The sequence below is a fragment of the Niabella agricola genome (genome assembly GCF_021538615.1).
Lineage (GTDB): Bacteria > Bacteroidota > Bacteroidia > Chitinophagales > Chitinophagaceae > Niabella > Niabella agricola.
In genome coordinates this window covers 589,859-609,998 of the sequence record NZ_JAJHIZ010000003.1, presented here as the reverse complement: position 1 = coordinate 609,998, position 20,140 = coordinate 589,859, and the positions used below count along the sequence as shown (strand labels likewise).

General features: G+C 47.6%; 14 protein-coding genes. 11 read left to right on the top strand and 3 right to left on the bottom strand.

What is annotated here, in order from left to right; translation table 11 throughout:
• Positions 1-17 precede the first annotated feature (17 nt).
• From LL912_RS08025 to LL912_RS08000, 6 genes are all read left to right on the top strand, one after another.
• Positions 18-1,904, top strand: coding sequence for a RagB/SusD family nutrient uptake outer membrane protein (locus tag LL912_RS08025; RefSeq protein WP_235553063.1), 1,887 nt, complete (start codon positions 18-20; stop codon positions 1,902-1,904).
• A 33-nt stretch (positions 1,905-1,937) separates the two neighbouring features.
• On the top strand, positions 1,938-3,155 hold the full coding sequence (locus LL912_RS08020) for a DUF4959 domain-containing protein (RefSeq protein WP_235553062.1): 1,218 nt from the start codon (positions 1,938-1,940) through the stop codon (positions 3,153-3,155).
• A gap of 30 nt (positions 3,156-3,185) precedes the next feature.
• Complete coding sequence (locus tag LL912_RS08015; protein WP_235553061.1) at positions 3,186-4,376, top strand: DUF4998 domain-containing protein; 1,191 nt, start codon at positions 3,186-3,188, stop codon at positions 4,374-4,376.
• Positions 4,377-4,417: 41 nt separating this feature from the next.
• Complete coding sequence (locus tag LL912_RS08010) at positions 4,418-5,683, top strand: hypothetical protein (protein WP_235553060.1); 1,266 nt, start codon at positions 4,418-4,420, stop codon at positions 5,681-5,683.
• A 23-nt stretch (positions 5,684-5,706) separates the two neighbouring features.
• Complete coding sequence (locus LL912_RS08005; protein ID WP_235553059.1) at positions 5,707-7,095, top strand: hypothetical protein; 1,389 nt, start codon at positions 5,707-5,709, stop codon at positions 7,093-7,095.
• A gap of 172 nt (positions 7,096-7,267) precedes the next feature.
• Entirely contained in the window at positions 7,268-9,994 is a 2,727-nt protein-coding gene (locus LL912_RS08000) for a family 78 glycoside hydrolase catalytic domain (protein WP_455011051.1), read from the top strand.
• 176 nt (positions 9,995-10,170) lie between these two features.
• Here the strand turns inward: LL912_RS08000 and LL912_RS07995 are convergent, their stop codons facing one another.
• On the bottom strand, positions 10,171-11,202 hold the full coding sequence (locus LL912_RS07995; protein ID WP_235553057.1) for a GntR family transcriptional regulator: 1,032 nt from the start codon (positions 11,200-11,202) through the stop codon (positions 10,171-10,173).
• A 230-nt stretch (positions 11,203-11,432) separates the two neighbouring features.
• Between LL912_RS07995 and LL912_RS07990 the strand changes: the two genes are divergently transcribed.
• The 3 genes from LL912_RS07990 to LL912_RS07980 are packed head-to-tail and all read left to right on the top strand — an operon-like array spanning position 11,433 to position 15,193.
• Complete coding sequence (locus tag LL912_RS07990; RefSeq protein ID WP_235553056.1) at positions 11,433-12,758, top strand: class II aldolase/adducin family protein; 1,326 nt, start codon at positions 11,433-11,435, stop codon at positions 12,756-12,758.
• Positions 12,759-12,797: 39 nt separating this feature from the next.
• Positions 12,798-13,772 carry a sugar phosphate isomerase/epimerase family protein gene (locus LL912_RS07985; protein WP_235553055.1) on the top strand — a complete coding sequence of 325 codons (975 nt, stop codon included), beginning with the start codon at positions 12,798-12,800 and terminating at the stop codon, positions 13,770-13,772.
• Between the two features lie 2 nt (positions 13,773-13,774).
• On the top strand, positions 13,775-15,193 hold the full coding sequence (locus LL912_RS07980; RefSeq protein WP_235553054.1) for an FGGY-family carbohydrate kinase: 1,419 nt from the start codon (positions 13,775-13,777) through the stop codon (positions 15,191-15,193).
• A 99-nt stretch (positions 15,194-15,292) separates the two neighbouring features.
• Here the strand turns inward: LL912_RS07980 and LL912_RS07975 are convergent, their stop codons facing one another.
• On the bottom strand, positions 15,293-16,684 hold the full coding sequence (locus tag LL912_RS07975; RefSeq protein WP_235553053.1) for a glycoside hydrolase family protein: 1,392 nt from the start codon (positions 16,682-16,684) through the stop codon (positions 15,293-15,295).
• Positions 16,685-17,172: 488 nt separating this feature from the next.
• Between LL912_RS07975 and LL912_RS07970 the strand changes: the two genes are divergently transcribed.
• Complete coding sequence (locus tag LL912_RS07970) at positions 17,173-17,604, top strand: SWIB/MDM2 domain-containing protein (RefSeq protein ID WP_235553052.1); 432 nt, start codon at positions 17,173-17,175, stop codon at positions 17,602-17,604.
• Here LL912_RS07970 and LL912_RS07965 read toward each other — a convergent pair.
• Positions 17,551-19,047, bottom strand: coding sequence for a M20/M25/M40 family metallo-hydrolase (locus tag LL912_RS07965; RefSeq protein WP_235553051.1), 1,497 nt, complete (start codon positions 19,045-19,047; stop codon positions 17,551-17,553). The genes LL912_RS07970 and LL912_RS07965 overlap by 54 nt on opposite strands.
• Before the next feature lie 233 nt (positions 19,048-19,280).
• Here LL912_RS07965 and LL912_RS07960 point away from each other — a divergent pair, with 233 nt between their 5' ends.
• Entirely contained in the window at positions 19,281-20,012 is a 732-nt protein-coding gene (locus LL912_RS07960) for a carbohydrate-binding family 9-like protein (protein WP_235553050.1), read from the top strand.
• Positions 20,013-20,140 lie beyond the last annotated feature (128 nt).

Sequence of the window (20,140 nt, the reverse complement as noted above, 5' to 3'; positions counted from 1 at the left end):
AGATTAAAATGCATAAAATGAAAAAAATTGCCGTTAGCGTTTTTATAGGAGTTCTATGCTGTTTTTCTTCCTGTAAGAAATACCTCGACATTGTTCCTGATAATGTGGCAACACTTGATAATGCCTTTTCGATGCGCGGTGAGGCAGAAAAGTATTTATTTACCTGCTACTCCTATATGCCCAAGGATGCTGAGCCCAATGGTGGTCCCGCCTTATTTGGGGGGGACGAAATATGGGAGCTTCCGGATATTAACGAAACCAGTATATACCGGCGCCTGGCAGAAGGCGACCAGAATGTAATCAGCCCTATTGGCGGCGATTACTGGACAAACATGTATCGTGCCATCCGTGACTGCAATATTTTCCTGGAGCATATTGGCCGGGTGCCGGACATGGAACCCCGTGAAAAACGGCAATGGATTGCGGAGGTAAAAGTACTCAAGGCTTTTTACCATTTCCTGCTGCTGCGCATGTACGGCCCTATACCGGTTGTGAGAACGAACCTGCCGGTTTCGGCAGGCGTTAACGAAGTAAAAGTGCTTCGTGAACCGGTAGACTCTTGCTTCAATTATATGGTACAACTATTGGATGAAGCCAAAGAGGATCTGCCCAAGGTTATAGTAGATCCGCAGTATTACGGAAAGATAACACAGCCTGTTGCGTATAGCCTCAAGGCAAAACTGCTCACCTTTGCAGCCAGTCCGCTCTTTAACGGCAATGCTGAGGAGGCCAGTTTGAAAAACCCGGACGGAACCCAGCTGTTTAGCCCGGCTTATGCTGAGGCCAAATGGCAGCGAGCCGCTGATGCATGCCGGGAGGCGATTGCTATATGCGAAGCCGCAGGCATTACGCTGTATAAGCATCCCAATGTAAAGGCCGCATTCTTGATCAGCGATACAACGCAAACAGAACTGAGTCTGCGGATGGCTTTTTCAGAAAAATGGAACTCAGAAATCATCTGGGCCAATACCCAAAGCTGGATCGACCGGATGCAGGTCCTGGCGTCACCGGATTGGGATCCCAGTCCGCAAGCCCGGGTATGGATGGATAACCGGTACAACGCACCGTTGAAAATAGCAGAACAGTTTTATACCAGTAACGGTTTACCCATCAATGAAGATAAAACATGGCCATATGCAGACCGTTACACCACCCGGCAGGCTACGGCCGCACACCGCCTGTATTTGAGAAGCGGCTTTACGACGGCTGCGCTCAATTTTAACCGTGAGCCAAGGTTTTATGCTAACCTGGGCTTCGATGGTGGCATCTGGTATGGGCAGGGGAAATTTAACGATAAAAAGGAGAGCGATCTTTATTGGCTGCGGTTCAAGTTGGGCGATCCGATCGGGAAAACATCTGCCTTCAATGGCCCGGTTACCGGTTACCCGATTAAAAAATGGATACACCCCGATAATGTGCGAAGCCCTTCCAGTTATACAACCATCCGTTATCCATGGCCGCTGATGCGCCTTGCCGATCTGTATCTTTTGTTTAGTGAATGCCTTAATGAAGTAAAAGGCCCGGACGCGGAAGTGTTCCTGTATCTGGATAAAGTTAGGGAGCGGGCCGGTATTCCCGGGGTACTTAAGGCCTGGTCCGATTTCTCAACCAACCCCGCAAAAGTAACCACCAAGAACGGTGTACGGGAAATTATCCAGCGCGAACGGCTGAATGAGCTGGCGTTTGAGCAACAGCGTTTCTGGGACCTGCGCCGCTGGAAGCTGGCGCTTACAGAAATGAATAAAACCATTACCGGATGGAACGTTTATGGCTCCACGACTGAATCGTATTACCGGCCCACCAATATTTTTCAGCAGCGCTTTGGTGTAAAGGATTATTTCTGGCCTATATCGGAAAACAATCTGAATGTAAATACCAATCTGGTGCAAAATATCGGCTGGTAACAATAACAACTGTAACATTTAAAAAAATTATCAATGATGGAACGAAAATATCAGGTATGGTTTTGGGCGTTTCTTTCGCTGGTGGTTCTGAGCTGTAACCGGAAGGAAGGTTATATCAACTATACAGATGCCGGCCTGCCTGCCCCGGCACAGGTGCAGGATGTAAGGATTATTCCCGTGAGCGGCGGCGCCTATATCGTATACAAAATACCGAAAGATCCCAATCTAAGGTATGTAAAAGCCGTATATGAAACTTCACCCGGTTCCCAATGGGAGGTGAAGTCTTCTTACTATACAGATACCCTCAAAGTAGAAGGTTTCGGCGGCACCGGGGAATACGATGTAGCCTTATACAGCGTTGGTAAAAATGAAAAAGCGTCCGAGCCTCTGGTCGTAAAGGTAAAGCCGCTGATGCCGGCTATTCAATCGGTGTATGAAACCCTGAATATTGCTGGAACTTTTGGCGGGATTAACGTAAAACTGCAAAATCCGGAACGTGCCAACCTGGCGGTTGTGATCCTGCAGGATACCCTTCGTAACGGGAACTACAGCGAGCTGACCACTTATTATACATCCGCGGATCGTGTTAATTTTTCCGTGAGGGGAATGGATACTACGGCGAGAAAATTTGCTGTATTGTTAAGAGACCGCTGGAATAATAAGACCACGCAAAAGGAAGCGATCATAAAGCCATGGTTTGAAAAGCAGATCGATAAGGGCTCCTGGAAGGCAATGGAACTGCCGGGGGATAACTATGAATATGTGGAAAATTATCCCTTGCGTAAAATATTTGACGGAGGCTTTGGCTACTGCTGTCTTTTTGCCACCCGGAGCTATCAATTGCCGCAAACCTTTACCCTGGATCTGGGCCGGCCGGTAGCGATCAGCCGTATGCGAACCTGGCTGCATCCCGAAGGCGCTTACCAGGGATCACATCCGAAAAATTTTGAGATATGGGGCTCCAACAGTGTGGATCCGGATGGAGATTATGTAGACCTTGAAAATAAGATCTACCGCAGCAATTGGGTGAAATTAGGCACATTCAGTTCCTTTAAACCATCGGGTGAGGGACCGGTTACACCGGAAGACAGGGATTATGCCTTAAACAGGGGAGAAGAGTTTGAGTTTGAAGCCGGAATCCCAACCGTAAGGTATATCCGGTTTAAAACCTTAGATACCTGGGGTATTTCCAGCGGTCAAACGCAGATCGTTATACAGGAATTGACCCTCTGGGGCCAGGATGGACAATAATCATTCTATCATAAAGTCAACTCGAGCAATATGAAAGTCAACATAAGCCTGTTTATTGCAGCATGGAGTGCAATCGTAATTACCGGCTGCAAGAAAATGGATGATACGTATAAGAAGTATGTGGTGCCCGAAGGCGTCACTTATGTAGAGCGCGCCAAAGCGGTAAAAACATATTCGGGTCTGAACCGGGTTAAGTTTACCTGGAAGGCACCGGTGGATCCCACGGTATCCAGGGCCCGCATCTACTGGAATAATTTTGCAGATTCAGCAGAGTTCAGGATACCGGGCAACGTGGATAGCGTTTCTTATTTTCTAAATATACCCGAGGGTATGTATTCCTTTATTATTAAAACCTTTGATGACACGGGTAAACAGTCCGTTCCTGTAGAAGTACAGGGACGTTCTATTGGTGCTACGTTTTTGTCCAATATGTTTAACCGCCCGCTGAGCCAAAGCTTTGTAGATAACGCAACCGGAAAACTTTTGCTGGCCTGGGGTGGCGCGGATACCTATAACGGAAGCATCGGTCATGAGCTTACCTATACGGATGTAACAGGTGTGGTCAAAAAACTATTTGTAACTCCTGAATCTGCTGCTACCACGCTTGCTGACTATAAATCGGGAACAGATATTTCCTACACGACCTGGTACCGGGCGGATACAACCTCTGTTGATACGCTAAAAACCAATCCTGCGCTGATTCCGTCAAAAGCTATTGTATATAAACTGGACAAATCAAAGTTCAAGGCAGTGCGGCTTCCTGGTGATGCCGGTGAAATGGCTTCCATTTTCCCTACCTGGCGCATTGAAAATATGTGGGATGGCAGAACCAATGCAGATCCGGGTTATCACTCACCCAATATTGCAAAGCCGGCACATGTTACATTTGAACTGGGTACATCCGACTATTCCCTTTACTCCTTCCGGTTATGGCAGCGTACGGACTGGGGATCTACCTATTCCGAGGGCAATCCCAAAACATTTGTGTTATGGGGCAGTAATAACCCGCCGGCAGATGGCAGCTGGAGTACCTGGACCAAGATCGGCGATTTTGCCTCGGGTACGCATAATGTTACGGCCGGAGAGCTGTTCCTTATTCCGCCTGGCGCAGGGGCATACCGGTATATAAGGATACAAGTGCTTTCTACTTGGAACCCCAAACCAGATCAACCCATACAGCTGATGGAAATAGAATTAATGGGTAACTATAGCACGCCCTGATCACCCGGTTCCTTGTTCATAAAATAATGAAACGTATGTGCATGAAAAGCATTTTTGGGGTGTTGGTATGGTGGAGCTTTGTTTTTCCCACTCAGGCAGCGATTGTAAAAGACTCGCTTCCCCGCCCGTTCTCTATAGGAATTTTTTACGGACCCATGCCGGAAATGGCCAATGACGAGCAGTTCCGGTGGATCAAAGAAGCGAATGTGGATTTTATCCAGTTTATAGGGGACAGTCTGTTTGATTTTAATAAAGATGCGGCGATTGCCGAGCGCAGGAATCGTCACATACTCGATCTGTCGGCCCGCCACGGGCTCCGTTATTTCGTGCGTGATCCCCGCGTAAAGGGTGGTGAAGCAGACATAGCAGCTATGGTGAATGCCTATAAAATGCATCCGGGACTGGGCGGTTACTTTATCGTTGACGAACCGGGTAAGGACAACCTCGACTGGCCGGCCAATGCGTATAAAGCCTTGTTGAAATACGATCCGGCAGGCACTCCATCCGTAAACCTGTTCCCCAGTTTTGTTTACCCTGATTATGAGCAGGCCTATGTAGAGGCCTGGGTCCGCAAGGTGGGAAAGGAAAACCTGAAACTGCTTTCCTTCGATCATTACCCGTTACTGGCGAATGGGGCGTTCGGTCCGGCGTATTTTAAGAACATGGATGTGATCCGGCGTGTTGGCTTACGGTATGGTATTGCAACTTCCATGTACCCGCAATCCATGGGCATTGTACATGCCTACAGGCGACCCGATAGCAATGAATTGCGGTATAGCGCCTACACGGCATTGGCCTATGGAATCAGGAACCTCGTGTGGTTTACCTACAATACACCTGTAAGGCAGCCCGTGGAACGCTTCACCAATGCGATCATTGACAGCTTGGGCAATAAGACTGATTTATACGAGCCTTTTAAGAAGCTAAATGCTGAATTAAAGCAGCTGGGTAAAACTACGGAATGGCTGGATGCGGTAGAAGTATATCATTCAGATACGCTCGATGGCACTGCGGGGCTGACCCTGCCGGACAATTTTTTCTGGAAACCGGTAGATGGTCACCAACGCATGATCCTTACGCAATTTAAAGATCGCCGTACCGGGCAATCGTTTGTAATGGTGGTCAACAAATCGCTGAAAAACAAGGAAGCGTTTTCCTTTCATTTAGGCAGCGGTATAAGAAAAGTAGATCTGGTATCGGCGCGGGATGGAAAACAATATACAACTCGGTACAGGCGGGGGGCGGTCTTTACGGATATGTTGCTGCCGGGGGAGGGTAAACTGTACGCGTTAAAGGGGAGTTGGTAATGTATCGGAACAAAATAAAAACAATGCGATTTAAAAGAAAGATTTTCCGGGGCCTGTTAAAAGCACAGCGCTTCGGTCGCTTTATTTTTACAACTTCATTTTTATACACGCATTCTTTGTGTGCACAGGAAGCGCCAATAATAAATATTGAAGACCTGGATTTTTTAAAAAAGCTTACACAAACAGTACTTGATAGTGCACGGGTGCGTTCCGGAGAAGCCATGCCTGCACCTTTCGGTATGAACAAAACCGGTGGTACTCTGATCCGCCCGGGAGGGCGGGCCACTTATCCGGCTTTTTGGATCAGGGATTATGTGATGAGCCTGGAAACAGGTTTTGTGACCGCGGATGAGCAAAAGCATATGCTGCTGCTTACGGCTGCTACACAATGCGATCAGACGCGCATTACCAAAGGCGGCGGTATGATTCCCTACGGGGCGATTGCAGACCATATCCTGGCCGATAACCGGATGCCGGTTTATTTTGCCGGTACCTATGATGTAAACGAACAGGGAACACATGAATTTGGGTTTTTTCCGCCTTACTGTGATCAGTTTTATTTCATTAGGATGGCCAAACATTATATGGCTGCCACCGGCGACTGGGCTGTTTTGGATAAAGTGATCAACGGCACAACGCTGGCCGACCGGCTGGAGATCGCATTCCGGGTTCCTCCGGCACGTACCGGTACCCATATCGTACATTCTATTGAAGCATATCGTGCGGTTGATTTTGGATTCAGGGACGCCATTCATATTACCGGCGACCTGCTGTATCCTTCCTTATTGAAGTATGAAGCCGCGCTGGAGCTTTCTGCGATCTTTAAGAAAAAGAACAACCCGGCAAAGGCGGCGCAGTATGAAACGATCGCAGCCAGGCTGAAGTCGGCCATACCAAAAATCTTTACAGATGCCGGCGGTATGTTGCGGGCATCTACCGGCAAGAGCGGGCAAAAAGATGTATGGGGCACTGCTCTCGCTATCTATTTAAAGATACTTTCCGGCAAAGCAGCGGAAAAAGCTGCTGTTGTGCTTTCCGGCGCCTATGCAACGGGCACCCTGGCATATAAAGGTGGTATACGGCATGTGCTTACAACCGATGATTTCAGTTCCACTACCGCCTGGGAGGGTGCTATACCCGGCGCTCCTTTGAACCAGTACCAGAACGGTGCTTACTGGCACACGCCGGTGGGCTGGGTGGCGTGTGCTATTGGGCTGGTGGATCAGCAAAATGCCCGGAAGCTGGTAAAGGAGTATATTGCTGAGCTGAGGGCTACGGATTTCCGGAAGGGCGGCCAGTATGCCGGCCCCCTTGAATGTTTTCATCCACCATCGTATACCCGCGGGCCGGTATATTTAACATCCGTATCCTGTCCTTATATTGTTTTAAACGCGTTGGTAAAAAAACACTGATGATAGTTTGGTTGTCACCTGCACGATTACCGGCAACCATACCCATACGAGACAGTTATTTCTATAAGGTTTTTAAAAGATAAAAATGATTTGGTTATCACAGTTCCTGGTTCAGATAATTCAGCATTCCTTTTGCGATTGCGTAAAAAAGACATTTTTTTTAGCAGTATCAATCGGACTGCCCGGAATCTATACGGGCAATCATCTTGCTGCTCAAACGCTGTATCCTGATGGGCTCAGATGTGAATATATGGTAAACCCGCTTGGAATTGATATTCCCCAACCGGCGTTAAGCTGGGAGTTTACCGCCAGCGGGAGAAACCGGAAACAGTCGGCCTATGAACTAATCGTGGCTACAGACAGCCTGTACAGGAACCCAAGCTGGCGTTCAGGCAAGGTATACACGTCGAAAAGCAATGCCATCGTTTACAAGGGCAGGCCTTTAAAGTCCTTTACCAGGTATTATTGGAAATTGCGGGTTTGGGATCAGGATGGAAAACCCGCTCCCTGGAGTCAGAACACCTGGTTCGAAACAGCGGTTTTGCCTGGTACGGCGTGGAACGGACAATGGATCGGAGATGGCAATAAAGCACCGGATAGAGAGGAAGACTTCTATAAAGACCGGCCAGCTCCCGTATTCCGAAGACAGTTCCAGGTGCAAAAAGAAATTAAAAATGCCCGGTTGTACATCACCGGCTTGGGATATTATGAGGCCTACTTGAATGGACAGAAGATTGGCAGGGAAATGCTGGCCCCCGGCTGGACGAGTTTTGATAAAACCGTATTGTACCGTACGTTCGACGTTACATCATTATTTAAACCGGGTGCGAATGCAGTCGGCGTTATGCTGGGTAACGGCTGGTACAATCCACTTCCTTTGCGTATGTGGGGCAGCCGTAATTTAAGAGAGCGGATAACCATAGGGGAACCATGTTTTGCCGCGATGATGCGGATCGAATACGGAGATGGTTCAAATGAAATCATTTGTTCTGATAAAAGCTGGGAAGTGGTACCGGGGCCGGTTATAAGAAACAATGTGTATTTAGGAGAACATTACGATGCCAGAAAAGAAATAGCGAAATGGCAGGGCAACGATGGCGTTTGGGCAACAACAAAACCGGCGGTCTTGGTGCGCGGACCGCTTGGCAAACTCACCGCACAACTACAACCAGGTGTTGAAGTAACCCGGATTGTAAAGCCGGTTAAAATTACGGAAATCAAACCGGGGTTGTTTATAGCAGATATGGGGCAAAATTTTGCGGGTGTTTTACGCGTAAGACTGAAGGCCGCTGCCGGTACCCAAATAGTCCTCAGGTATGGCGAAGATATCTATAAAGACGGCAGTCTGAATGGGATGACGGCTGTAGCGGGACAGGTGAAAAATGGTAATGGAGGAGCTGGTGCACCCTATGTGGCCTGGCAGGAAGATCGTTATACCGCCGCCGGTAATGGCGTGGAAGTTTGGAATCCCCGCTTTACATTTCACGGATTCCGCTATGTGGAAATAAAAGGATGGCCCGGCGTGCCCCAGCTTTCCGATATAGAGGGTTTGAGAATGAGTGCGGCTGTTGAGGACGCCGGGAGCTTTCAGTGTTCCAACGCCATGTTTAATCAGTTGGCCGAAAATATCCGGTGGACTTTCTTGAGTAATGTATTTAGTGTGCAATCTGATTGCCCTGCAAGGGAGAAATATGGCTACGGCGGAGATATGTTTTGTTCTTCGGATGCGTTTAATTTCAACTTCGATATGGGCAACTTTTACAAAAAAGTGCTGCAGGATCATGAAGACGATCAGCGGCCCCTTGGTGGTATTACCGAAACGGCGCCTTATGTCGGAATTGCAGATGCAAGTCCGGGTGATCAGTCAGGTCCGCTGGGCTTTCAATTGGGCTTCCCGTATGTAATTAAACAGGTATATGATTTTTATGGAGATGACCGGGTAATCCGGAAGCATTATGCGGCGCTTAGCCGCCAGATCCGGTTTTTAATGGACAGCGCAAAAGGGCATCTCTATGATGTTGAACTAAGCGATCATGAGTCTCTTGATGAAAAGCCGGTGGCCTTCACCGCATCCTGTTTTTACTTACACCATGTGAAGTTGATGCGTGAATTTGCAAGTATACTGGGTAAACCAGCAGATGTGAAGAAATACCGGCAGTTAGCCATTTCCATCCGGGAAGCCATCACTAAAAAGTTCTATAATCCGCAAACGGGTATTTTTGACAATGGCACCCAGTCTGCGCAGTTCTTTGGTTTATGGAATGACCTGTTGCCTGGAGGGGCAGACAAGACCAGGGCCCTGGAGGCGATGCAAAACGCCGTGGCAAAAAGAGGTGATCATCTGTCTACCGGGATCTTTGGTACGAAAATGCTTTTTGATGTGTTACGGTTGCACAACCGGAATGATCTGGCTTACACTATCGCAGATCAGCGCGATTTTCCGGGCTGGGGCCATATGATTGAAGGAGGGTCCACCACGCTTTGGGAAACCTGGAAATATTCAGATAACACATACTCTCAAAATCATCCCATGTTTGGTTCGGTGGGCGAATGGTTTTACCGCTCTTTATTAGGTATTAACGCTGCTGCACCAGGTTTTCAGAAGATCCGCATTCAACCTCAGCCGGCCGGAAACCTTACCTATGCCAGCGGTGCCTACCGTTCTGTAGCAGGGCGCATTCAAAGCAGCTGGAAGAAGGAAGACGGCGGTTACCAGCTGACCGTTGACATTCCTGCTAATACCAGCGCAGAAATATGGATTCCTACTGTTGCGGGTGCATCTGTTACGGAATCTGGCAAAAACATCCGGATGGTAAAAGACCTCCGGGTATTGTCCGTCAAAGATGGATATACCATTGTTCAGGTTGGGTCTGGCCGCTATCAGTTTGTTTCCCGTTAAAAGTATCACATCCGGATGCCAGCCAAGGATGGTGACTGTGTGGCTTCCAGCAATGGGTGATGTTGATTTAGCATTGCAATACGCGTTCTGATAGCCGCTATTGCCCGGCAGATCACATAGACCAATAGATTTGGATCCAGGTTTCGCCGGCGGGCGCTTTCCTGTTCTCGTACCCTTTATAAAGAGGGTCTGCGGATAAGTTTAAAAGGAACTTTTTGCCGTTCTGTAGATCCGGAAAGAATGGCCTGGGCTGTTAATACCCCCATCGCATAAAAATCAGAAGAGATCGTTGTAATGCCATTAAGGATTACCCGCTTGAACGGCGTTTCGTTATAGGAAATAATCCCAACCTGGGCACCAATTTTCAGGGAGGTAGGTTGTATTTTTTCAATAAGCGTAACCAGGTCTTCTTCGATCATATTAATGTACACTTCGCCCTGTTTGATGGGTTCGTTTTCAATATTGTGAATGATCCGGTAGGAGAAGGCATTGTCCTGGCAAAAATGTGCAAATCCTTTTTTTATTTCTTTCGGATAGTAGCTGTTGTCCGGGAAGATCAGCTTGATGGTGTGGTATTTTTCAAGATGTTCAAGCGCTTCATGAAGCGCCTGGTAAATATCGTTTTGATAGTCGATATAAATGGAGCTATAGCTGCCATGTACGCCCGGTACCAGCTTGTCCAGCAGGATCAGTTTATCTTTTGGAATGGTATCAATAATCTCATAAGCATGGTCACCTCCCTCAATAAAATGTGGAATGATCACATAATGGGTATAATGGTCCTTACTGCCCGAAAGAAGGCGTTTGAATAATTGGAAATCGTTATTGTAAATATAAAAATCAATACCCGCTTTGTCTCCTAATTCATTTACCAGTGCATCATACACCATTTTTTTGGGGGTGCTTAGTTTGTTAAAAAGCAGGAATACCCGTAGCGGCCGCTGAAATTCGGTGCTTTCAATAAAATAACCCCTTCTGGGAACTGCATTGATGATGCCCAGCCGGCGTAGTTGTTTATAGCCGCGTTCTACCGTATCCCGGGCAATATCGAGCTCAATGCTGAACTCATTGATGGAAGGCATGGAGTCACCCGCTTTTATGGTTCCTTTTTCTATTTCTTTGAGAACAGCGTTAACGATCTGAAGATATTTTGGCGTGCTCGAATAGGGATCTACATGGATCAAATCCAGCAAACGTTGTTTTTTCATTAAAAAGGAATTGGTGATTTAAAAGTACAATATACTATTAAATCATGAGCGCAAAAAATAGCGTCGTTGCGGGTAGCATTGAAGTGTGGGTGTTTTAAGCAGGGAAATGTAAACCAGCAGTTGTGCAGTAACATTGCCTTGCTTTGGTTTGTGTCATCGGGTCAATGCAGGATAGCAATCCACCAGAGCTTTTTTAAGTTTGTTGGTACTTAAACGATTTAATACGATTTATGGAGCGCTTGCTGAATACAAAAACAATGCATCCCCGGGAGCAGATAGCCTTGATGATGAAACGCATTTATGACCGGAAGCTCACTACTACATCGGGAGGTAATTTATCCATTTGTGATGAAGAAGGCGATATCTGGATAACACCGGCCGGAGTTGATAAAGGCGTATTGGATCCATCGGATATTGTTTGTGTAAAAAAGGATGGTACCGTCATTGGTAAGCACCCTCCATCATCGGAGTGCCCGTTTCACCGGGCCATTTATAAAAAACGCCCGGATATCAGATCTGTGATACATGGGCATCCACCCGGTATTGTGGCATTCAGTATTGTACGTAAAGTACCCGATACCCGTGTACTGCCGCAGGTACACGCACTTTGCGGGTCGATTGGATACGCGCCCTATGCCATGCCCGGAACGGAAGCCCTGGGAGAAAATATTGCGGATGAATTTAAGGCCGGCGTTTCTGTGGTTATTATGGAAAATCATGGTACGGTCATTGGCGGAGCCGATATTTCCGATGCTTACCAGAAGTTTGAGTTGATGGAGGCTACTGCGAAATCGATCCTCTATGGAAGCAGGATCGGAACAACACATTCCCTGACCGAACATGTGATCGAAAGGCATTTAAAGCAGTTTGATAACAACCTGCCCGAGGAAGCGTCGGCGCAGCGCTTTTCAACGGTTAACCGGGAAAAACGGACCGCGCTGCATAAAATTATTACCCGCGCCTGCCGACAGGGCCTGATGTTAGGCGCATATGGGTCGATGTCGGTAAGATGGGAAGGCAATGATTTCATTATTACGCCGGATCATTTGTCTAAATGGGATCTCACTCCTGAGGATCTGGTGCAGATCCGGAATGGAAAAAGGGAAAAAGGAAAAATACCGGATAAGTCCGTGTTATTGCATAAAGCCATTTATGAGCAGTACCCGGAGATGAATGCCATTATTATTACACAGCCTACTTACCTGACTTCCTTTGCTATAACCGGCGCCCGTTTTAATGTGCGCACGATACCCGAAACCTGGATCTATCTTCAGGATGTACAAATGAACGAGCTTGGATGCCTGTTTTCCGGAGAAGGCGAACCGCGACCGGTGATGTCGGAAGATGCGCCGGTAATGATTATTAAAAACGAATGCGTGTTGGTTACCGGTAACAAACTCTTACAGGCTTTTGATTATCTTGAAGTGGCGGAATTCAGTGCAAAATCATTAATATTGTCTGCATCGCTGGGAGCAATGGTTCCTATCGAAGACCATGAGATTGAAGCACTGGGTAAGGTAATGAGCCGTTGGAAAAACTACGAATGGAAAATATAAGCACTGCAATTTGCAATCATCGTATAGAATCGTATTGTTATGAGCCATAAATATGCCATTATATTGGGAAACCTGGGAAACACAAGGGATCGTTTTTGCAAAGGGTATAAGCAAAACCCCAGTTCAGAAGAGATGTTAAAGCAGGCGCTGGAACGGATGCCGCAGATCCGGGGCATTGAGCTGGTGGGCAGCTGGGATATCCGGCCGGATAATGTATCGGATATGAAGAAACGGCTGGACGATGCGGGTGTTGCCTGTGCCAGCATCATCCCCGACACCTTTGGGAACCCGCTTTTTGGTAAAGGGAGTCTTACGAATATCGACCCTAAGGTGCGGCAGGCAGCACTGGACTATCTGCGGCAGATGAGCGAAGTGGCGCTGGCCATGCATTGTAATATTGTAAACCTCTGGCTGGGCCAGGATGGCTATGATTATTTACTGGCAACCGATTACGACCAGGAACGGAACTGGCTTACAGAAAGCACAAGGGTCCTGGCCAGCGAGTTCCCTTCACTAAGGTATGCTCTGGAATACAAACCAAAGGAGCCCCGCAATTTTTCCTATCATGCACGTATGGCCGATACGATTCTGGCAGTAAAAGAAACCGGTTGTAAGAATGTTGGAATAACCATTGATACAGGACACAGCTTTTATGCCGGTGAGAATGTTGCGGAAGCGGTTGTTTTGGCAAAACGGGCCGGCAACCTGTTATACCATATGCATTTTAATGATAACCATGGGAGCTGGGATGACGATATGATCGTAAGCAGCGTGCATTTTACCACCTATGTGGAGCTGCTGTTCTGGCTAAAGAAAACGGGTTATGAGGGCTGGATCTCCATGGACCAGTATCCCTACCGGGAGGACGCAGTAGATGCGATTGCGGAAAGCATCTGGTGGGTGAAAAAATACGAACAGATCGTGGAGGAGCATTACGATGAGATCGACGCGCTTATCCGCGAGAATGATGCGGTGAAAACCTCCCGGTTTCTGCGTAAGCTGATACATGGATAACTATGCAAACAAGAATACCTGTCAGTGTTGTTTTTGATATCGGAAAGACCAATAAGAAGATGCTGGTCTTTGACGAGCAATACCATGTTGTAAAGGAGGAACTGGTTGTTTTTAAGGAAATAGCGGATGACGATGGCTTTCCCTGTGAAGACCTGGATGCGCTTGCTTTGTGGATGCTGGAGCATTTCCAGCAATTAAAGGCCTCCCGGGTGTATCAGCTGAAGGCCGTCAATTTTACCACTTACGGCGCTTCGCTGGTATATGTGGATGCCGCCGGGAAACGGGTAGGATATCTTTATAATTACCTGAAACCTTATCCTGCGGAGCTGTGGCAGGCGTTTGCTGACCGAAGGGGAGGTGCAGCTATATTTGTACTGGATACCTGTTCGCCATTCATGGGGCATTTAAATGCGGGGATGCAGTTGTTCTGGCTCAAAAACAGCAAGCCCGGGTTGTATGCGGATATTTCAAAAATCCTGCATTTGCCCCAGTACCTGAGCTTTTTGCTTACAGGAAAGCTGGTTGCAGAAATGACGCATATTGGCAGCCATTCCGCAATGTGGAACTTCCGGCAGCATCAGTATCATACCTGGATACAGGAGGAAAGACTGCTGGATAAGTTATGTCCCATTACTCCGGGGGATACTGCTATGATGGTACAAAATGAGCTGACGGGGGAATGGATCGCGGTAGGAACCGGACTGCATGACAGCTCAGCGGCGATGATTCCTTACCTGCAAACCTTTACCGGGCCCTTTATGATCCTGTCTACAGGTACCTGGGCTATTAGTCTGAATCCCTTTAACCAGCAGTTGCCGGATAAAACAGCCCTTGCAAACGGCGGTCTCAGTTATCTTACCTGCCAGGGCCGCCCGGTAAGGGTATCGATGTTGTTTTTGGGAAATGACCATGAACAGCAGGTAAAGCGCATCGCCGATCATTTTAATATATCTCCTGATTTTTATAAATCTGTAACAGCAGAACCTTCTATGCTGGAAGCAATGGGAGAGGTGAAGGGTGCAGACGGAAATGCCGGCAGCGACCTCGGGGCCACGGTGCCCTGCAAGTTCCGGCGGCGGGAGCTAAACACCTTTAAAACGCCTGAGGCCGCCTACTATCGGTTGATGATGGATCTGGTGCTGCAGCAAAAGGCTTCTTCCCAACTCGTAATTGCAGACAGCCCGGTAAAAAGCATCTATGTAGATGGGGGATTTAGTAAGAACGAACTGTTTATGTACCTGCTGGCGCAGGAATTTTCACAACAGGAAGTATTTGCTGCTGCCATGAACCAGGGGACGGCATTGGGGGCAGCCCTGGTATTGCACCGGTATTGGAACCGGTTGCCGGTTCCACCTGAGCTGTTCCATCTAAAGCAGATTTCCAGTCAAAAGGCGGGTGCCGGCTCCGCTGTTATTATATAACAAACAAGACCCTCAAGAAATACCCCGGTTGAATTCAGACGACACCGGCCGCATCAACACGGGAGCAGGTTCATCTTAGAATAGAAGCGTACCTTCATCTTACAGGGAGGTACTTAATGTAGCATCTGTTTTTATAAGGTTCATTTCCCGGACATGCCGGCTCAGCACCTGGGCTTCCCCCTGATACGTAATGGCGCTTGCTGCTTTTGAACCGGTATAAACGCCATTCATAAATACACAATCGGCAACCGGCGATTTTACTTCAATCAAATTCAACCCATCCCCGATAATATTGGAAACATAGATGTGATGGATCTTATAGGCAATGGGTGGTTGTCCGTACCCAACATTTCCGAGCAGGATCGTGTAAGGACTGCCCTTGTAAGGCGGTGGTATTTCCGGGTCTGTAATGGTAGTGACGCCGTTGATAAAAATATGGTGGATGCTGGCGCTGTCGCTTGCCCGCATGGCCACTCCTGTATAGTTTGTTTTTATGTTCGTGATATGAATATGTTCAATATCATCTTCAATGCCATTGTGTTTGGTGGAAGTGGCCTGGTAGGAATAAAGGTTCCCGTTTGTATGATAGGCAGCACCGAGGTCAAGCGCCGATAAAGCAATGCAGTCATCGCCATTGATTCCGGTGATATTGTTGATGTGGAAATATTTGCAGCCCTCTCTCAAATTGATGGCATCATTATTATAAGTAGCAACTTTTTCTCCCCTGATCCACCGGAACTGCGGTGTAAAAAACGTCAGATCCGAAAGTTCTGCATGATGCACCCGTTCGAAGGTTACAGCCCAGGCGTGCGCATATTCAAACCGGATATTCTTCAGTTTAAAGCCATCCACATAGGCCATCAGGATCATAAAATTCCGCCAGTCGGAAAGCTGTTTTCTTCCGGGCTTCCCCGCATCGCTTCCATAACTGATGCGTTCCCTGCTACGATTGGCTTCATCGGCAGGAACCAGTCTGCGCAAACCGTCACCGGTAGCCCTTGGGTTATCAGCTCCTTTTAAAATAACATTACCGATCCCGATCAATGCAATGTTTTTATTCCATACGGGGTGGGTAATACCTGCTCCGGTATTATCACTGCGAAACAGGTTGTCGCGGCAGCTGTCGGATAATTGAAGCACACAGTTATCCAGTACGACGGTCATATCTGAAGGCAGGAGGATGGCTTTGTCAATTTTCCAGATAGTGGAGCCATTAGCATTAAATGCGGGGATGGTGATCGTTTTTGCCGACTGTCTTGCCCGGTCGATCGCTTTTTGAATGCGTTCGGTATCTGTTCCCTTAAAATCATTGGGCGTAATGGGCCTTGCTGCGTTTGCCGTGGCTAAAGAAAGCTGCCAAAGGGCAAGAAAATACGATAAATTCCGGGTCCTCAGGAATTGTGTTTTCAGTCCGTTTAAAAGACCTGCAATAAAATAGAGATAAATTCGGGAGCAGGGATTTTTGTTTGGTTGCGGTGGCTGATCTGGCATTCGCATCGTTTTTTGGGATTCTGATAAAGATATTAAAGGCTGATGAAACCACGATTTTTTATCATTTTGAAACCGGATTGTTCTCATGTTACAGGCATGAACAGAGGCGAACCGTCAGCAGGTGTGGTGTAGCTTGGATAGGATAGGCTGGGGCCCGGGTGATAAAGATAAATTCAATTCACCAGGACTGCGGCAAGCAGTCGGTCGCTGAATGAGGTTTATATGATTGTTTTTCAGTTGGTTATTGGGGTGTTCGGTGGTGTTGCTCTTATCCGGCGGCATTTTTTTTCTCGATTTTTTGCCTGTAATACATGGTAATGGTTTTCCGCGGAGTTCCATTGTTAAAGGGGATACCTGCGGCAGAGAGCGGCGGCAGTTATTGCTTAACAGAGCCGCCGCTTAAAATCCGGTCCGATATGTTTGCTTTTTAATCGATGTTTTAGCTAACTTTATTGGGTTATTTTAATTTCAAACTTTAACCCATTATCATGGCAACAGCAAAAAAAACCACTGCAAAAAAAGCAGCTCCCAAAAAAGCAGCCGCAAAAAAGGCCGCTCCTAAGAAAGCAGCAAAAGCACCCGTAAAAAAAGCGGCTCCCAAAAAAGCTGCGGCTAAGAAAGCAGCACCCAAAAAAGTAGCTGCAAAGAAAGCCGCTCCAAAGAAAAAAAGAAAGATAAACCCGGCCCTGTTACAACCGCTTACACCCAGTCCTGCATTGGCAGCTGTGATCGGTAACAAACCAGCATCCCGCCCGGACATCATCAAAAAAATATGGGCATATATTAAAAAGCAAGGCTTACAGGATGCGGCAAATAAGAGAATGATCAATGCCGATGATAAATTAAAAACCTTGTTTGGCGGCAAATCACAGGTGTCTATGTTCGACCTGGCCAAGATCGTAAGCGCGAATGTAAAATAACATTCTTCGCGTTATTAAAGAAAGCTGTATCAAAATCATCCTTGACGGAGAATCGATGGGTGAGAAATTTGGTACAGCTTTTTTATATGCGTTACCGGGTAGCCCTGGTAATGCCGGCAGACTTTCATTACCAGCTGCGCTTACCGATTGTACTGCAAAAAAATAATTATCTTTTGAATACGGAACGGTGATGGTGGTTGCAGCGGTGAAGATCTTTTTCTCCCACTGCGGGCTGCTGGTTTCCCGCATCAGCAGGTAATAACCCGCGCAGGCGCCCGTAGCAGGAGGGTTCCACTTGATAGTCGTTGAATTTTCCAGGCCCCGGGTAATGTATACAACGTTTTGCGGCACCGATGGCGCCTTTGCCAGATTGGTCAATGTTGCGAGGTTGAGGGCGGTATTCTTTCTCAGGTATTCGAAGTCCATAAACTCGGGCAGGTCGCCATACGGAACTGCTCTTTCTGTGCGGAGGTCCTGATGCTGATGTTCAAAGTTTTCATTCATTTCCGTAATCCGTACAGCTGTATATCCTTTTTCAACAAAAGGACTTTGATCGCCGTTGCGGAGAAAACGGTCATTGCGGTATACCAGCTTTACGGTCATATGGTCGATGTAACGTTCGCCTGTTTCCTTAAAGTAACGCGCCAGTTGCCGGGGAGCACCATCGTTTTCCAAACCCAGGGAACGGATCTTCAGAAGATCATCCCGGTTGGCATTTAATGGAAGCCCTTCGCTGAAAACGCGCACCTGGGTATTGTTGACGATCCTGGTTTCATTGCTGTGATTGCTTCCAATGATATCATTGTTCAGTAATGCTTCCAGCTGCCAGTTTTTTGTTGTTACCTGGTCTGCCAGGAAACGTGCCCCCAGCAGTCCCTGTTCTTCGCCCGAAGTAGCTACAAAAACAACCGTTACCGGCGGCGGTTGCCGGCTCATGATCCGGGCGCACTCCAAAAGGGCCGCCACACCACTTCCGTCGTCATTGGCACCGGGTGCAATGCCCGCACGGTCCATCACATCACTGCGCCGGCTGTCGAGGTGCCCGGTGATCATCAGTATGCGCCGGTCGAGCGGATCGGTGCCTTTTAAAATGCCCATCACGTTCCCTAATACAAAAGGCCGGTCCACTCTTTTACCATCTGGCCTATACGTGACGGTATCGATAAAGGCAGAAAGCCTTTCGCCGGAGGCGGCAGCAAATTGCCGGAATTTATGAAGTACCCATTGCTGTGCTGCACCGATGCCTCCAGCGGGATCCTTCTGGGTACTCAATGTATGTCTTGTCTTAAAGCCCGCCAGTGCATTAATACAGGATCTGAGAGAATCGGCTGATACGGCGGCGACCATTTTTTCTATCGCCGGGTCCTTATGGATCAAGAGCTGCGCATGCAGGGCCAACGGAACAAGCGCCGTTACCAGCAATGCCATAATATATTTCTTCATATTTGTTGTAAATTGTAACCCAAAAATAACAAAAGCGGGACGGGCACAAGCATCATGTTTTTTTATGCAAGCCGTTATGCCGCAGGTTTGTAGGTGCGACCGGAGCGGATGGCAATTCTTGCTTTTGTTTTGTATCTTTCCTGTGGATGCCGCCCGACAGATGAAGCACGCTGCATAACTGCACCTGGGTTGTATTTTATATGTTACTGTAGCAGTTATTAAATCATTGAACAATGTGGAAGCCCTTTATTAGTTTTTTTGCGGCGATGCTGGTGACCTTATCTGGTATTGCCCGGGAGCGTGATCCGCTCATTTCGGATACAATTCTGGTTGTCCGATCCTGCAGGGACTTCCGTATTACGGGCAAAGGGCGGAATGCGCAATGGAAAAAAGCGGCATGGATCGATCTGCAAAAACTGGATCCGGGGGGCGCCAGCTATAACAGCCGGTTTAAAATACTTTATTCGGCTACCGGCCTTTATGTGCTTTTTTATGGAGACGATGCGCGTATCTCTTCTTCTTTTAAAAAAGATTTTGAGAAACTATTCCTTGGAGACGTGTTTGAAGTGTTTTTTCATCCCGATTCATCCATACCCCGGTACATCGAATATGAAATCAGCCCCCTGGATAAAGAGCTGGTTTTATACATGAGCAGCGAGGACGGACGGATCGCCGGGCAGGTGCCGCAGCTTTATGAAGACCCCAAAAAAGTACAACACGCAGTTCATGTCTCCGGCGGGAAAATGAAGCCGGGTGCGCCCATTCGGTCCTGGACTGCCGAAGTGTTTTTTCCCTACGGTCTGCTCAGTGCTTTTCAAAATATGCCGCCCATAAAAGGGGTGCGTTGGAAAGCTAATTTTTGCCGGCTCGACTATGACAGTGACGCTATGGTGAAGTGGGCCTGGGCGCCGGTTCAAAAATCCTTTCATGAACTGCACCGGTATTATACGCTGGTGTTTGATTAATGCTTTTTAAAGATGTTGCTGTTGAATATTGGTCATCCGCAAAGCGGAGGATGATTAAACCCGGTGCTTCAGCAAAGGAACAGTAATCAAATGCACCAGTATTTTTTTTGGACGCTTTGCCGTTGTAA

Bases quoted from the DNA above. Each gene is read 5' to 3' on its own strand.
- LL912_RS08025 (WP_235553063.1), top strand. From the start codon at position 18: ATGAAAAAAATTGCCGTTAGCGTTTTTATAGGAGTTCTATGCTGTTTT.
- LL912_RS08020 (WP_235553062.1), top strand. From the start codon at position 1,938: ATGATGGAACGAAAATATCAGGTATGGTTTTGGGCGTTTCTTTCGCTG.
- LL912_RS08015 (WP_235553061.1), top strand. From the start codon at position 3,186: ATGAAAGTCAACATAAGCCTGTTTATTGCAGCATGGAGTGCAATCGTA.
- LL912_RS08010 (WP_235553060.1), top strand. From the start codon at position 4,418: ATGAAAAGCATTTTTGGGGTGTTGGTATGGTGGAGCTTTGTTTTTCCC.
- LL912_RS08005 (WP_235553059.1), top strand. From the start codon at position 5,707: ATGCGATTTAAAAGAAAGATTTTCCGGGGCCTGTTAAAAGCACAGCGC.
- LL912_RS07995 (WP_235553057.1), bottom strand. From the start codon at position 11,202: ATGAAAAAACAACGTTTGCTGGATTTGATCCATGTAGATCCCTATTCG.
- LL912_RS07990 (WP_235553056.1), top strand. From the start codon at position 11,433: ATGGAGCGCTTGCTGAATACAAAAACAATGCATCCCCGGGAGCAGATA.
- LL912_RS07985 (WP_235553055.1), top strand. From the start codon at position 12,798: ATGAGCCATAAATATGCCATTATATTGGGAAACCTGGGAAACACAAGG.
- LL912_RS07980 (WP_235553054.1), top strand. From the start codon at position 13,775: ATGCAAACAAGAATACCTGTCAGTGTTGTTTTTGATATCGGAAAGACC.
- LL912_RS07975 (WP_235553053.1), bottom strand. From the start codon at position 16,684: ATGCCAGATCAGCCACCGCAACCAAACAAAAATCCCTGCTCCCGAATT.
- LL912_RS07970 (WP_235553052.1), top strand. From the start codon at position 17,173: ATGGCAACAGCAAAAAAAACCACTGCAAAAAAAGCAGCTCCCAAAAAA.
- LL912_RS07965 (WP_235553051.1), bottom strand. From the start codon at position 19,047: ATGAAGAAATATATTATGGCATTGCTGGTAACGGCGCTTGTTCCGTTG.
- LL912_RS07960 (WP_235553050.1), top strand. From the start codon at position 19,281: ATGTGGAAGCCCTTTATTAGTTTTTTTGCGGCGATGCTGGTGACCTTA.